The following is a 13,684-nucleotide window of genomic DNA, read 5'->3' as shown; positions in this document are numbered from 1 at the left end:
GGCGCGGCGTTTCGATGGCCACTATTCTGCACACGTAGTCATGAAACTGAGCACGTGCGCAGAATGGTGCCACCATGGACGTTGCTCTTCCGATTCGTTCGATCGTCCCTACCCTTGACGGCCCCGTGCTCATGGTGCTGGCGCGCACGACTCGTCCGCTCACCGGGCGTGAGGTCCAGCAGCTGGCCGGTATCGGCTCCCCCAATGGGATACGCCTAGCCCTGGCACGCCTCGTCGGGCAAGGAGTGGTTCGGGCCGATGAGCGTAGTTCAGCGGTCTTCTATGAGGCGAACCGTGACCATCTCGCATGGCCGGCAGTCGAAATCCTGGCGTCGGTCCGGCGGACCTTCATAGAGCGGCTGCGGGCCGAGTTCGAATCGTGGCACACGCCGCCCACGCATGCTTCGCTCTTCGGTTCAACCGCGCGTGGCGATGGCGACGCCGACTCCGATATCGACATCCTCGTGGTCCGGCCGGCCCACGTCGCTGATGACGATCGAACCTGGCTGGAGCAGATCGACGAACTCCAACGCCGCACCGAGAGCTGGACCGGCAACCGTTGCCAGCCTTTCCACCTCGACATCGATCGGCTGTCCGAGCATGTGGCGGCCGCGGATCCACTCGTCGACGAGTGGATCCGCGACTCCATCACGCTCGCCGGCGGCGGGCTTCGAGACCTGCTCCGCGACGTCAAGAGGAGGCGCACATGAACGCTCGTCCGGGTGGACGGACAGCACGATGCGACCCTGCACAGGCCGCCGCCCGGTTGGAACACGCACGCGCTTTCCTCGACGTCGCTGAACTCGTGGGCGATCAGGACGATGACTTGGCCACCCCGAACGTGGCCGCGTCGCTCGCCGTCCTGGCCGGAAGAGGCGCTTCCGACGCCGTTTGCTGCATCGCGCTGGGCCAGCGCTCACGTGGTCAGGATCACAGGCAAGCCAGCGACTTGCTCCGGCAGGTCACCGGCATCGGCGAGACGATGGCTCGGGACCTCAGCCGGCTGTTGTCCGTCAAGGACGACGCTCACTACGGCGTCCTGCACGTCGGACAGCAACGAGTGACCGCAGCGCTTCCGCAAGCGAAGCACCTGGTGGAGACCGCCGAGGAGTTCTCTCGAACTCGCTCGTGATCACCGTGGTCAGGCGGTGGTGAACTCCGGGGCCAGCAGCTCGGCGATCTGCGCGGTGTTGAGCGCCGCGCCCTTGCGCAGGTTGTCGCCGCACACGAACAGCTCCAGCGACTGCGGGTCGTCGAGTGCCCGGCGCACGCGCCCGACCCACGTCGGGTCGGTGCCGACCACGTCGGCCGGCGTGGGGAACTCGCCGCGGGACGGGTCGTCGTAGAGAACCACGCCAGGAGCGTCGCGCAGGATCTCGCACGCCCGCTCGGTGCTGACCTCACGCTCGAACGTCGCGTGCATGGTGACCGAGTGGGTGGTGACCACGGGGACGCGCACACAGGTGGCCGATACCTTGAGGTCGGGGAGGTCGAGGATCTTCCGCGACTCGTTGCGGATCTTCAGCTCCTCCGAGCTCCAGCCGTCGCTCTTCAGCGACCCCGCCCACGGGACGACGTTCAGGGCGAGCGGCGCCGGGAAGGGACCCAGTTCGGAACCGACGACGCGGCGCACGTCACCCGGGTGGGTGCCGAGCTCGCGGTTGCCGGCGACCTTGTTCAGCTGGTCGTGCAGCGTGTCGATGCCGGCCTGACCGGCACCGGACGCGGCCTGGTACGACGAGGCATGCACGGCAGTCAGCCCCAACTCGGCGTGCAGTGCCCCCAGCACCACGATCATGGTCAGGGTGGTGCAGTTGGGGTTGGCGATGATGCCGCGCGGCCGCTGCCGTGCCGCCCGCGCGTTGACCTCGGGAACCACGAGCGGGACATCCGGATCCATGCGGAACGCGCCGGAGTTGTCGACCACGACGGCGCCGCGCTCGACGGCGACCGGCGCCCACTCGGCGGACACCTCGTCGGGGACGTCGAACATGGCGACGTCGACGCCGTCGAAGACGTCGGCGGTCAGCGCCTGGACCTCGACCTCTTCACCGCGAACGGTGAGCCGGCGACCGGCCGAGCGCGCGGACGCGATGAGCCGGATCTCGCCCCAGACGTCCTGCCGGGTGGAGAGGATGTCGCGCATGACCGTGCCGACGGCACCGGTGGCGCCGACGACGGCGAGAGTGGGGCGGCTGGTGTCGGTCATCGCCCGGTACCCCCGTACACGACCGCCTCGACCTGACTGGCGTCGAGGTCGAAGGCCCGGTGGATCGCGCCGACCGCGGTGTCGATGTCGTCGCTGCGCACCACCACGGAGATGCGGATCTCGGACGTGGAGATCATCTCGATGTTGACTCCCGCGTCGGCGAGCGAGCTGAAGAACTTCGCGCTCACGCCAGGGTGGCTGCGCATACCGGCGCCGATGAGCGACACCTTGCCGATGCCGTCGTCGTAGCGCAGCGACTCGAACCCGACGGTGTCCTGGATGGCCGTCAGCGCCTCCATGCCCTTGCGGCCGTCGGACGCCGGCAGCGTGAAGGAGATGTCGGTGCGGTTCGTGTCGACCGCCGAGACGTTCTGCACGATCATGTCGATGTTCACGTCCGCGGAGGCGACGGAACTGAAGATCGTGGCGGCCTCGCCCACCTTGTCCGGGACCCCCACGACGGTGATCTTCGCCTCGCTGCGGTCGTGCGCGACGCCGGAGATGATCGGCTGCTCCATGTCGCCCTGCTCACTTTCCTCGGTCGGGTGGGACACCCAGGTGCCGGTCAACGTCGAGAAACTCGAACGCACATGAATCGGGATGCGGTACCGGCGGGCGTACTCGACACAGCGCAGGTGCAGGACCTTGGCACCGCACGCGGCCATCTCGAGCATCTCTTCGTACGTGATGTGCGGAACGCGGCGCGCCGTGGGGACGATGCGGGGGTCGGCGGTGAAGATGCCGTCGACGTCGGTGTAGATCTCGCAGACGTCGGCGTCGAGCGCCGCGGCGAGCGCGACCGCCGTGGTGTCCGAGCCGCCGCGGCCCAGGGTGGTGATGTCCTTGCTGTCCTGGCTGACGCCCTGGAAGCCGGCGACGATGGCGATGGCACCGCCGTCGAGGGCCTGGCGGATACGCCCGGGCGTGACGTCGATGATGCGGGCCCGCCCGTGCACGGAGTCGGTGATGACACCGGCCTGGCTGCCGGTGAACGAGCGCGCCTCGTGCCCGAGGTCGCCGATGGCCATGGCCAGCAGCGCCATGGACATGCGCTCGCCGGCCGTCAGCAGCATGTCGAGCTCGCGGCCGCCCGGCAGCGGCGAGACCTGCTCGGCGAGATCGAGCAGCTCGTCCGTGGTGTCACCCATGGCGGACACGACCACGACGACCTCGTGCCCCTCCTTGGTGGTGGCCACGATCCGCTGCGCTACCCGCTTGATGGCGGCGGCGTCGGCGACGGAGGATCCGCCGTACTTCTGGACGACCAGTCCCACGGCACACTCCTCCCAGGTCCGAAACGTGCCCATGGCAGTCTAGGCGACGGGACCGCAGTGCCCCGAGACGTCCGGATCGCGGGACAGGATGTTCAGAGTTCGGCCTCGACCGGGATCAGGGTCTCCTGGGTGATATCGATGTCTTCGTCGTGGTGGTCGAGCCGGGTGTGCGCGATCAGCGAGTGCAACGCCCGCAGCGCGGCCCCCGCCGTGGAACCCCACGACGACAGGTACGAGAACTGCCACCACCACAGCGCCTCGATGACGCGGCCGTCACGGTAGTGCGACATCCCGTGCAGCAGGTCCTGCGCGATGCTGGCGAGGTCGTCGGAGATCCGGAAGCCGGTGGCGCCGCGCTCCGGGTCGATGGGGTCGACCACCTCGACGTAGCCGTCGACCGGGTCGAGAAGCGCCGCGATGCGCTCCCGCAGCTCATCGACGTCGGCGTCCGGGCCGGCGTCGGGCTCGAACCGCTCGTCGGGGACGACGTCGCTGATGGCGCCGAGCCGCCCGCCGGCCAGGCACAGCTGGCTGACCTCGAGGAGCAGGAGCGAAAGCGTGCTGCCCGGGTCGCTGCCGCGGGCGATCTCGCGGACTGCGAGCAGGAAGCTCTCGACCTGGTCCGCGATCTCGGCAGCGAAATCGGCGTACTCCTCGGCCTGGTCCGCGGCCGACCGGGTTGCAGCAGCACTAGACATCGAGAAGTCTCCGTCCCTCGAACGCACGACCCAGGGTGACCTCATCGGCATACTCGAGATCACCACCTACCGGAAGTCCACTGGCTAGACGCGTCACGCGCAACCCCATCGGCTTGATCATCCGGGCCAGGTAGGTGGCCGTCGCCTCGCCCTCGAGATTCGGGTCGGTGGCGAGGATGATCTCCTTGACCGCGTCGTCGGCGAGCCTTGTCATCAACTCCCGTACCCGCAGGTCGTCCGGACCAACGCCCTCGATGGGGCTGATGGCGCCACCGAGCACGTGGTAGCGGCCGCGGAACTCACGCGTCCGCTCGATGGCCACCACGTCCTTCGGCTCCTCGACCACACACAGAATGGACGGGTCGCGCCGCTGGTCGAGGCAGATGCGGCACTGCTCCTGCTGCGCGACGTTGCCGCAGACGGTGCAGAACCGGACCTTCTCCTTGACCTCGGTGAGCGCCGACACCAACCGGCGCACGTCGTCGGCGTCGGCGGCCAGCAGGTGGAACGCGATGCGCTGGGCGCTCTTCGGACCGACGCCCGGTAACCGCCCGAGCTCGTCGATGAGGTCCTGGACGACGCCTTCGTACATGGGATTCGCCTCTGGCTCAGGTGCCCTGGCCGGACGGCGCGGAGCTGCCGGGCCGGTCGTCGTCATCGTCGACGACGGAGCCCTGGATGGCGCCGGCCTCGTCAGCAGCGCCGGAGCCACCGGGCCCACCGGCGGCACCGCCGAACAGGCCGGCCAGCGGGTTGCCCTGGCCGCCGGCGTCACCGAGGAGACCGGCGACGTCGGCGTTGATGGAGCCGAGCTGCTCCTGCGCCGTGCGCTGGATCTCCGCGTGCGCGTCGCGGACGGCAGCGATGATGAGGTCGGAGAGCGTCTCGACGTCCTCGGGATCGACGACGGACGGGTCCAGCTGCAGGTCGGTCAGCTCACCGGCGCCGGTGACAGTCGCGCGGACCAGGCCACCACCGGCCGTGCCGGTGGCCTCGGCCTCGGTGAGGTCCTGTTGGGCGGACATGAGCTGCTCCTGCATGCGCTGAGCCTGTTGCAGCAGCTGGCCCATGTCGAAGCCTTCGGATCCAGGCGGAAACACGGTGCCTCCTCGGCGTGGCAGGGGTGGTGTCGCGGACACTCGGCTGATGTCACCAGCGAGCCTACGTCACTGCACCGACGGAGATTCCCAGGTCTGCGCGTGCCGACGGCAGCAGTGGGCGGCTGCGGCGGCTACTCGTTTTCGATCTCGGCGATGACGGTCGCCCCGAGGGTGCGTTCGAGCAGCTCGCGCTGGGAGACGCCGTCGTCGGGGAGATCATCGTCGTTCGGGTCCGCGTCGGCGTCGTCGGCGACGTGACCCGGCGCGGTGGCCGCGGCTTCGGTAGCGCGGGCCTGACTGCGCCGGGCGGCTTCCTTGGCCGCGGCGGCTCGGCTGACCGGCGGTTCGGAACCGTGGGCAACCGGGCCGGACGACGCGGCGCCACCTGGCGTGCCAGGACCACCGGGGGGCTCACCCGGCGTGCCCGGGCCGGCCGGGGAATCGCTGTTCGCGGACGGACCGGGAGCCGCCGGCGGAGTCGGCCCAGGCTGGCTCGGACCGGCGGGCTGCCCCGGCTGACCGGGAGCGGGCTGGTCGCCGGCCGGCGGCGCGGCGACGGCCGTGGGCGGCGGCCCGGCCGGGCTGGCCGCCGGCGCCCCCGGCTGACGCGTGTTGGACGACGGGTCGGCCGAGGGATCGACGATGGCCTCGATGCGCAGGTCGAGCAGCAACACGTCCTTGATGGCCTGCTGCAGGCACGCCTGGAAGTCCTCGCGGCGGGCGAACGTGTCGCGCAGCGTCGGCTGCCGGAACGCCAGAGTCAGCACGCCGTCCGCGACGTCGGCCACCATGGACTCCTGCGAGATGAGGCTCCACGGCGTGCGCTTGATCTCCTTGAGGCGGACCAGCACCTCCGGCCACATGCGCCGGACGTCTGCCACCCCACCGGAGGCGCCCGCGGCCGAGATGGGCTGCGGCGGCGCGGCCGGTGCCGGCGTAGCTGGCGGCGCGGACGCAGCGGGTGCGGCTGGCGGTTGGACGGTCGCCGGCGCGGCCGGCCTGGACGGCGCCTCCTGCCCGCCCCCGGTTGAGGGCTGCGGCTCGGCCGGAGCGACCGGCTCGGGCGTCGGCCGGGCGACCGGCTCGGGCGTGGGCGGGGCGACCGGCTCGGGCGTCGGCGCGGCGACCGGAGGCGCTGCTGCAGCCGGCGGCGTCGCTGCGACCGGAGGTGTCGCGACCTCGCTGGGCTGGGCCGTCGCGATCGGCTCGCCGCCGGTGAGCCGGCGCTCGACTCGATCCAGCCGAGCTTGGACACCGTCGACCGAATGGTCCGCGCCGGGCAGCAGCAGCCGCGCGCACACCAGTTCCAGCTGCAGCCGGGTGGGGGTGGCGCCTTTCATGGCCGTGATGCCTTCGTCGACCACGGCGGCCAGGCGGATGAGGTCGTTCGGGCCGAACCGGGTGGCCTGCGCGGCCATCCGCTCGGCTTGGTCGGGCGGGATGTCCAGCAGCCCCGCGGCGACGGCGTCGGGCGCGGCCCGCAGCACGATGAGGTCGCGGAACCGCTCGAGCAGGTCGGTCAGGAAACGGCGCGGATCGTGACCGGCGTCCATGACCCGGTCGAGCGCACCGAACACCGATCGGCCGTCACCCGCCGCGACGGCCTCGACCACCTGGTCGAGCATGGCCGCGTCGGTGAACCCGAGCAGCGCGACCGCGAGCTCGTAGGTGACGCCGTCATCGCCGGCGCCGGCGATGAGCTGGCCGAGGATGGACTGGGAATCACGGGCCGACCCGGCGCCCGCCCGAGCCACCAGTGCGAGCGCCGCCGGCTCGATGGCCACGCCCTCCTGTTCGCAGATCCAGCCGAGGTTCTGCTGCAGCGTCTTGGTGGGAATGAGCCGGAACGGATAGTGGTGCGTGCGGGACCGGATGGTCCCGATGATCTTGTCCGGCGCGGTGGTGGCGAAGATGAACTTCAGGTGCGCCGGCGGCTCCTCGATCAGCTTGAGCAGCGCGTTGGCCGCGCCCGGACCGAGCTGGTGTGCCTCGTCGATGATGTAGATCTTGAACCGCGACGACACCGGCGCGAAATGCGCCTTCTCGCGCAGGTCGCGGGCGTCGTCGACCAGGCCGTGGGTGGCCGCGTCGAGCTCGACCACGTCGATGTTGCCGGGGCCGTTGGGCGCGAGGTCCAGACAGGACTGGCAACTGCCGCACGGCTCAGCCGTCGGCCCCTGCTCGCAGTTGAGGGATCGGGCCAGGATGCGCGCCGACGACGTCTTGCCACAGCCGCGCGGACCGGAGAAGAGATAGGCATGGTGAACGCGGTCGTTAGACAAGGCCCGCATCAGCGGGACCGTGACATGCTCCTGCCCCACCACGTCGGCGAAGGTGCCCGGGCGGTAGGTGCGGTAAAGAGCTAACGACGACACCTTGCGAACCCTAGCCGCCCGGACCGACAGATTCCCATTCAGCACCGGACCTCGTGCACCGGGCCCGCGACGAGGCACAAAAGGACCCCTCGCGCACCCGGCAGAGCCCGCTTACCCTTGCTGCCTTCCGGCCCTGGGGGAGTTGGGCGGGATACCGCCACGCGAGGGGTCGGCTGCCAGTGTACGTGCTTCGAGGCGACGAACCACACCCGGCCACGACCGGCCGATTTCGACGCGGACCCCGTCGTCGGATAACCTCTCCGGCGGAGGATTCGCCTAGTGGCCTAGGGCGCACGCTTGGAAAGCGTGTTGGGAGCAATCCCTCAGGGGTTCGAATCCCCTATCCTCCGCCACGCTCACCAGGGCAGACGCACCGACCGGCCTCAAGCGAGGTCGGGTCGGTGGGGCCGCTCGTCTCAGTTCTCGTCTCATTTGCCTTCGCCGTCGGCCTTCTTGTCGTCGTCCTGGTCGGCCCACAACAGCCCGTCGACCTGCTGCGCGACCGCGCGGCGGATCGGGTCGGTGACGTGCTGGTATCGGGCCGCCATCGCTGTCGACGACCATCCCATGATGGACATGACCGTGCGCTCAGGCACGCCGAGGATCAGCAGGACGGTCGACGCCGTATGCCGGGCATCGTGCAGGCGACCGTCACGGACGCCGGCGGCCTTCAGGAGCCGCTTCCACTCGTGATAGTCGGTCGCCGGGGCGAGCGCGGTCCCGTTGGGCTTCGCGAACACCCAGCCCTCGTCCTTCCACGCCTCACCTGCGGCCACCCGCTCGGCGTTCTGTTCCTCACGGTGCTTTTCGAGCAGGGCGACGAGCTGCGGCGGTAGTCCGACGACGCGGCGCCCGGCACGGGATTTAGTGTCCTTGGTGTCGGGGTTCACCTGGATGCGTTGCGGGCAGTCGCCAGCCTTCTGCCGTCCGCATGTTCCGTCGCAGCCGTGGGCGAACTTCGGCCGCAGCCGGCTACGGCGGACCCGAAGCGTCCCGGTCTCCAGGTCGAGATGCGACCATTTCAACCCCAGCGCCTCGCCTTGACGCAGGCCGAGCGCCAGCGCGATCGCCCATCGGGCACTGTTCCGCCGCTCGCCGGCCACCTTCAGCAGCCGCTTGACCTCGTCGACGTCGTACGGCTCGACCTCGATCTCTTGGACGTTCGGAGCCTTCGCCTGGGTGGCCGGGTTCGATGTCAGGTACTTGCGCCGCACGGCTTCGTTCAACGCTGCCCGGATCGTCCGATGCACGTGGTGAGCCGTGCCCGCGCTACGGCCCTTCTCCTTCTGCATGGCCGCGTACAGCTTCTCCAGGTGCTCGGGTTGCAAGCGTTCGAGGCGGTGCTTTCCGACGCAGGGCACGAGGTGGACCTTGATGTCCCGGCGATATCCGTCGTGCGTGTAGTCGCTGATCGCGGGCGGGACGGCGATGTTCTCGATCCAGTGCATGAGCCAGCTCTCCACCGTCCATCGCTGGCCGGCCCTGCGGACGGCTCCGGCGTCGCGGTCGCGTTCGAGCTTGCGCACCGCGGCGATGACCTCGGCTTCGGTCTTGCGTTGCACGTGCCGACGGTCCGGCGAGCCGTCGTCCTTGATGCCGACGGTGACCCGGCCATGCCAGTCGCCGTCCTTACCCAGGTAGATGCTCGACGCGCCGTTGGGTCTGCGGGTAGCCATCACGCCACCTGTCCCGCGGCCTGAGCCTGGCGCAGCTGGTCGGCGACGTACTCGCGCAGGCACTCGACCGGCACGCGACGGAGGTACCCGATCTTGATGGAGCGGATCTCTCCACTCATGACCAGCGCATACATCGTGGTCCGGCCGATACGCAGATAGCGTGCGGCTTCCTCGATGGTCAGGACGTCACCGGCTGATCGGAGGGCGATCAGCGTCTCGTCGTCGTTCATGCGGACTGTTCCTTCCATGTCACGCCGCCGGGGCAGCGGCAGGCCTTGCAGTTGCCGAAAGACCGAGCGCCGCAGGTCCGGCGCGGGTCTTCGCGTCCTCGTACTGGGTTCGCCAGCGGTGTTTCTGCGCGATGGCGTGTGCGATGAGCCGGGCGTAGGTCGGTGCGTCGAGGTCGCCGGGCTTGGTCGTGGTCCACACGAACCGAGGCAGCCCGTCGGGCCGGGTGGCGGTTGCCGAAAGCTCGTCGTGGTCGTCCATTTCCACGCCCGCTTCGGCGAGGACCGCTTTCACGACGGCGGCACGGTCGGCCCGGTGCTCGTCGAGGGTCTTGCCGGTCCAGCGGCGGGACACGAGGACGCGCCGGCCGCCGAGGCCGAGGTGGTCCCGGTCGTGCGCCTTGGACCCGCAGCGGCCAGGCTCCATGCCACCTCTCGCGTCCTTGGGCTGCACGCCGTAACGGAGCCAGTTCGCACACGTCGGCGAGCACGGCAGCCAACGGACCTCTTCGGCGAGCCGATCTATATGCGCTCTGCGTGCCATCGAGACGGGTGCCTCGCCGTCGGCGTCGTCGTGGAGTGGGTCGCTGATCGACTTCGTGAGGTACTTCGTCAGGTAGCCGATGACGCGGTCCGCAAGCGGCGTGCCCGCGATGACGCCCTGGATGTCGACCTGCGACCCGGCGCGGATCACGTGTGCCGGCACGGCGGACGGGTCGTCGTCGATGGCGTCCAGCGCTTCGTCCCATGTCGGCAGGACGGCACCGGTGGTCGGGTCGGCGTAGGCCTGCGCCAGCTCGTCCCACACCGGCAGCACGTCGGTGTAGACGGGTTCGTCGAGCTGTGGCCACCACACCTGGTGGTAGGTCGCCGCGACCACCTGACGCAGGAGCTTGCGCGGGATGGCGCCGCGGATGGCGGCGTGCAGGTGCGGGGCGAGGCGGCGTTGGGGTTCGACGGTGGCGAAGTACTGCACTGAGTAGCCGGTGGCGCGGCGGAGGTTCTGCCAGAACCGGTCCACCAGCTTCGGGAAGTGCATCGCATCCAGCGCCGCCCGCCGGTAGTCATATCGGGCCGGGTCAACCGGCACACCCTCGCTAGTGACGCGCCCGTACGACGGCAGGGTCAGCGTGACGAACATCGACGGCCGATACGTCTTCCCGTCCGGTGCCTCGAACACGCGCCCGACCGTCGTGTCCGACACCGCCAGCCGCGGAAGATCGGGGGCGTCTTGCCGCCGCCTGGTCGACCGCACGCGACGACCGGTCTCGTCGTCGTCCTCGTCGGCCTGGTCGACGGCGTCGTTCTCTGCACCCTCGCCGGGTTCCGGTACTGGCTTGGGTGGGTCGTCGGCGAGGTGCCAACCTTCGCGGCACTGCTGGATCCGCAGCCGGCGGGCAGCGTCCGCGCACGAGGGGCACACCTTCGCGCGGGTGGCGCCACAGGGCAGGACGACGGTCCGCACGGTGCCGGTGAGGGTGTCGGTGACCCGTTGCAGGATCGGCCGCACGCAGACCCGCTCACTGGCCGCGAGCTCGCGCATCGTCGCGTCGTCGGGCAGGGCCGTCATGCCGTCGCCTCCTGCTCACTCGCGGCCTCGTCCGCAGGCGCCTCGTCGTCGGCTGTGGGGCCGGTGAGGTCGGCCAGGTCGCGGCGCAGGTGTGCGGTGCGGTTGGCGATTTGTTCGGCGGTGTGCTCGTCGACGTAGGGGAACCGGACGCGTTCGAGCTGTCCGCCGGCGGTGGCGACCACGGCGACACCGGGCATGCCGACGGGGATGTCGACCGGAGTCACGGCGGAGCCGCGGACGACGGGTCCGAGGATGGCTTCGGCGGCGTCGTCGGACAGCACCCGCCAGGCGGTGCGCACGGAGGCGTTGTCGCGGATCGCGGTCGGGATCGCATCCGAGGTGGGCTTCTGCGTCAGTAGCCGCGTGATGATCCCGGCCGAGCGGCCCTTCTTCACCAGCGCCGACAGCCGGGCCGTGATCGTGGCTGCGACCGTCTTGGTGTCCTTGTCCATGGCCTTCTGGTCGGTGAACGTCTGGACCTCGTCGACCACGAGGAAGATCACCGGGTGTGCCGGGTCGAGTGGGAGGTTCCAGAAGTTCGCCTGCCCACGGACGGTCTTCTGCGTCTTCAACCTCGCGCGCATGAGCTGGTGCACGGACTCGACCAGCTCGAGGACGGCGCTCAGGTCTTCGTCCTCGTTGGTGTAGGCGGCGGCGCGTGGGGCGATCCAGGACCAGTCCTCGCCGCCCTTGCCGTCGATCACGACGTATTGGACGGCCGGGTTCTGGATCAGCCCGCACGCCAGGCTCGTTTCGCCGGCTGTCTTCCCGGAGCCCGGGACGCCACCGCCAACTTCGGCGGCGATGTTGGCGTAGTCGCGGGTCCGCCACTGCCCGTCCTCACCGACCGCGAACCGCACCGCCCGGAGATCGGTCACCGGCTCGACGTCATCCAGCTCGACCGGTTCGGCCAGAACGTCGCGTTCAACCAGCGTGAGTTCGACCAGGCCGGGACCGGCCGAGGTCACCCGCACCAGAGGCGAGCCGAGGGCGTGGGCGAGTTCGGGCGCCTGGCGTTCGAAGTCGCCCGGCTGCTGCCCGGTGAGCAGCCGCACCCGCAGGACGTCACCGACCGCGCTTTCGCTCACCCGCACGAGCCGAGGTGTCGCGTACTCGCGGGGACGGCCGGGATCGGGCGGTGCAGGCCGCAGGACTGCATGACCTCGGCCCAGCGCAGCTCATAGGTCGTCCGGAGGCGGTGCCGGGCCATCAGCCAGCCGACGAACCGCCAGTACGACCACGGGTGCACCCACCGCCACACGACGGCGAGCAGCGGCGGACCCGCCAGCACAAGCAGCAGGCCGGCCCACCCGTAGGCGGCGACCATGAACACCGCCAGTACCCCGACGGTCAGAATGCCCTTGAACCGCCACGCCAGCTGGAGCAGCCACACGCCGGTCACGAGCTTCAGCAGCCAGGTCATCGCGCACACCACCCGGCCGGGCTCAGGACGCCTGGCTCAGGCGTCGTCAGGTTGGTTCGTTGCATCGGAGATCACCTCGGAGGTGCGGAAGTCGTCATGGCCACGTGGCGGGCGTGCGCGGTCGCGTGGCAGCTGGGGCACAGCCGTTCGCCGGTGACGGGGTAGAACCACGCTTCAGCCACCTTGACCAGGCGCGGGCAGCGCGAGCAGCGCACCAGCACCGGGATCACGTCGCGGCCCTCGCTCGTCGCCGTGGTGTGCCCGTGGGCCGGCGGGCGGGTTTGGCGCAGCCGTCGCACGGCGTCTCAGGCTCGTGGGCGCGGGCGCGGCCGCAGACCAGGCAGCGGAACAGGTACGCCGCCGCGGTGACGTCGTGCGGCAGCAGGCCGAACAGGACCGGATCGCCGTTCATGCCCGCTCACCGCACCGATCGACCGCTGGCGTTTCGTGCTCGAAGGTGCGGTCCAGCTCGGCATCGACGGACGCGATCATCCACGGCACGGCGACCAGCAACACGACGGCGACGAGCGCGTATACGGCGAGCGGGAGTCGCCACGAGGTAGGTTGGGACACACCAATCCCCTCCGTTCGGGGGTGTTGATTGGGGCCACCGGGGACGGGGTTGGTTTCCTAGGCCTGTCACCCGTCCCCGGTGGGGACTCATCGCGAGACGACAGTCAGTCCTTCGCCGTTGATCTCGTGACTCACCGCGGCCAGCCGCTCGACGAGCGCGTCATCACTGCCGACCGGATACACCCACGCGGGCAGCTGGGCGTGCACGATCGCGAGCCAGTCCGCGAGCACAGCGGCGCCGCGTTGGTCGAACGACACATCCAGCGGCGACCAGGCCACCCGCCCGCCGAGCGTGGCGACCAGCCGGACGAGGTTCTTCTCACCGCTGGACATGACACCGAACGCCTGCACCTCACGCGAGGCCTGCGGGCCGCGTTCCTGCCACTCCCAGAACGCCGCGTCGTCGTCCGGGGCCGGGTAGCGGTCTTCGTACTCTGCACAGGCCGCTGAGTGCGCCAGGTGCTCGTTGACGGTGGCGGTGATGACGTCCAACCAGTCGGGCTGGTCGTCGATGCGGCCGGCGATCCGCTCGACCAGCTGCCGAACCTATGGATGCCGG

The 13,684-nt window shown here is 70.0% G+C and carries 16 protein-coding genes, 1 tRNA gene and 1 other RNA gene; 3 read left to right on the top strand and 15 right to left on the bottom strand.

Translation table 11 applies throughout. The annotated features are described in order from the left end of the window. Positions 1–131 precede the first annotated feature (131 nt). The gene (locus JIAGA_RS0101205; protein ID WP_245597244.1) at positions 132–710 is read left to right on the top strand and encodes a nucleotidyltransferase domain-containing protein; all 579 of its coding nucleotides are present in this window, start codon (positions 132–134) and stop codon (positions 708–710) included. 95 nt (positions 711–805) lie between these two features. Next, positions 806–1,132: a hypothetical protein gene (locus JIAGA_RS32635; protein WP_157552507.1), complete on the top strand. Its 327-nt coding sequence runs from the start codon at positions 806–808 to the stop codon at positions 1,130–1,132. Between the two features lie 9 nt (positions 1,133–1,141). On the opposite strand, the gene JIAGA_RS0101195 is transcribed toward JIAGA_RS32635, so the two are convergent. The 7 genes from JIAGA_RS0101195 to ffs all read right to left on the bottom strand — a co-directional run bounded on the left by JIAGA_RS0101195 (position 1,142) and on the right by ffs (position 7,830). Further along, positions 1,142–2,209, bottom strand: coding sequence for an aspartate-semialdehyde dehydrogenase (locus JIAGA_RS0101195; protein ID WP_026874263.1), 1,068 nt, complete (start codon positions 2,207–2,209; stop codon positions 1,142–1,144). Next, entirely contained in the window at positions 2,206–3,483 is a 1,278-nt protein-coding gene (locus tag JIAGA_RS0101190) for an aspartate kinase (protein WP_026874262.1), read from the bottom strand. The genes JIAGA_RS0101195 and JIAGA_RS0101190 overlap by 4 nt, the downstream gene beginning before the upstream one ends. 92 nt (positions 3,484–3,575) lie before the next feature. Then, positions 3,576–4,181: a DUF5063 domain-containing protein gene (locus JIAGA_RS26755; RefSeq protein ID WP_084469385.1), complete on the bottom strand. Its 606-nt coding sequence runs from the start codon at positions 4,179–4,181 to the stop codon at positions 3,576–3,578. Continuing rightward, positions 4,174–4,773 carry a recombination mediator RecR gene (recR, locus tag JIAGA_RS0101180; protein ID WP_026874261.1) on the bottom strand — a complete coding sequence of 200 codons (600 nt, stop codon included), beginning with the start codon at positions 4,771–4,773 and terminating at the stop codon, positions 4,174–4,176. The genes JIAGA_RS26755 and recR overlap by 8 nt, the downstream gene beginning before the upstream one ends. A 16-nt stretch (positions 4,774–4,789) precedes the next feature. Next, a complete protein-coding gene (locus JIAGA_RS26750) occupies positions 4,790–5,281 on the bottom strand; it encodes a YbaB/EbfC family nucleoid-associated protein (protein WP_169738792.1) in 492 nt (163 codons plus the stop codon). 131 nt (positions 5,282–5,412) lie between these two features. After that, on the bottom strand, positions 5,413–7,656 hold the full coding sequence (locus JIAGA_RS0101170; RefSeq protein WP_026874260.1) for a DNA polymerase III subunit gamma and tau: 2,244 nt from the start codon (positions 7,654–7,656) through the stop codon (positions 5,413–5,415). A 77-nt stretch (positions 7,657–7,733) separates the two neighbouring features. After that, positions 7,734–7,830: signal recognition particle sRNA small type (gene ffs / locus JIAGA_RS33580), an RNA gene on the bottom strand. A gap of 91 nt (positions 7,831–7,921) precedes the next feature. Here ffs and JIAGA_RS0101165 point away from each other — a divergent pair. Further along, positions 7,922–8,009 (top strand) — tRNA-Ser (locus JIAGA_RS0101165). Between the two features lie 75 nt (positions 8,010–8,084). On the opposite strand, the gene JIAGA_RS0101160 is transcribed toward JIAGA_RS0101165, so the two are convergent. From JIAGA_RS0101160 to JIAGA_RS0101120, 8 genes are all read right to left on the bottom strand, one after another. Next, positions 8,085–9,332 carry a tyrosine-type recombinase/integrase gene (locus JIAGA_RS0101160; RefSeq protein ID WP_026874259.1) on the bottom strand — a complete coding sequence of 416 codons (1,248 nt, stop codon included), beginning with the start codon at positions 9,330–9,332 and terminating at the stop codon, positions 8,085–8,087. Further along, entirely contained in the window at positions 9,332–9,562 is a 231-nt protein-coding gene (locus JIAGA_RS0101155) for a helix-turn-helix domain-containing protein (RefSeq protein WP_051425529.1), read from the bottom strand. Before JIAGA_RS0101155 ends, JIAGA_RS0101160 begins: the two co-directional genes overlap by 1 nt. 19 nt (positions 9,563–9,581) lie before the next feature. Beyond that, positions 9,582–11,129, bottom strand: a complete 1,548-nt coding sequence (locus JIAGA_RS26745) for a replication initiator (protein ID WP_051425528.1) — start codon at positions 11,127–11,129, stop codon at positions 9,582–9,584. Further along, positions 11,126–12,217: a hypothetical protein gene (locus JIAGA_RS32630; RefSeq protein WP_157552504.1), complete on the bottom strand. Its 1,092-nt coding sequence runs from the start codon at positions 12,215–12,217 to the stop codon at positions 11,126–11,128. The genes JIAGA_RS26745 and JIAGA_RS32630 overlap by 4 nt, the downstream gene beginning before the upstream one ends. After that, positions 12,214–12,552: a hypothetical protein gene (locus JIAGA_RS0101140; RefSeq protein WP_157552502.1), complete on the bottom strand. Its 339-nt coding sequence runs from the start codon at positions 12,550–12,552 to the stop codon at positions 12,214–12,216. The genes JIAGA_RS32630 and JIAGA_RS0101140 overlap by 4 nt, the downstream gene beginning before the upstream one ends. Positions 12,553–12,778: 226 nt before the next feature. Beyond that, entirely contained in the window at positions 12,779–12,964 is a 186-nt protein-coding gene (locus JIAGA_RS0101130; protein WP_026874255.1) for a hypothetical protein, read from the bottom strand. Beyond that, a complete protein-coding gene (locus JIAGA_RS34185) occupies positions 12,961–13,125 on the bottom strand; it encodes a hypothetical protein (protein ID WP_157552499.1) in 165 nt (54 codons plus the stop codon). The genes JIAGA_RS0101130 and JIAGA_RS34185 overlap by 4 nt, the downstream gene beginning before the upstream one ends. Positions 13,126–13,212: 87 nt before the next feature. Then, on the bottom strand, positions 13,213–13,617 hold the full coding sequence (locus JIAGA_RS0101120) for a hypothetical protein (protein WP_026874254.1): 405 nt from the start codon (positions 13,615–13,617) through the stop codon (positions 13,213–13,215). Between the last annotated feature and the right edge of the window lie 67 nt (positions 13,618–13,684).

The sequence above is a fragment of the Jiangella gansuensis DSM 44835 genome (genome assembly GCF_000515395.1).
GTDB classification, from domain to species: domain Bacteria; phylum Actinomycetota; class Actinomycetes; order Jiangellales; family Jiangellaceae; genus Jiangella; species Jiangella gansuensis.
Note: the sequence above shows the minus strand (reverse complement) of the source record. Positions and strands in the feature narration are given on the sequence as shown.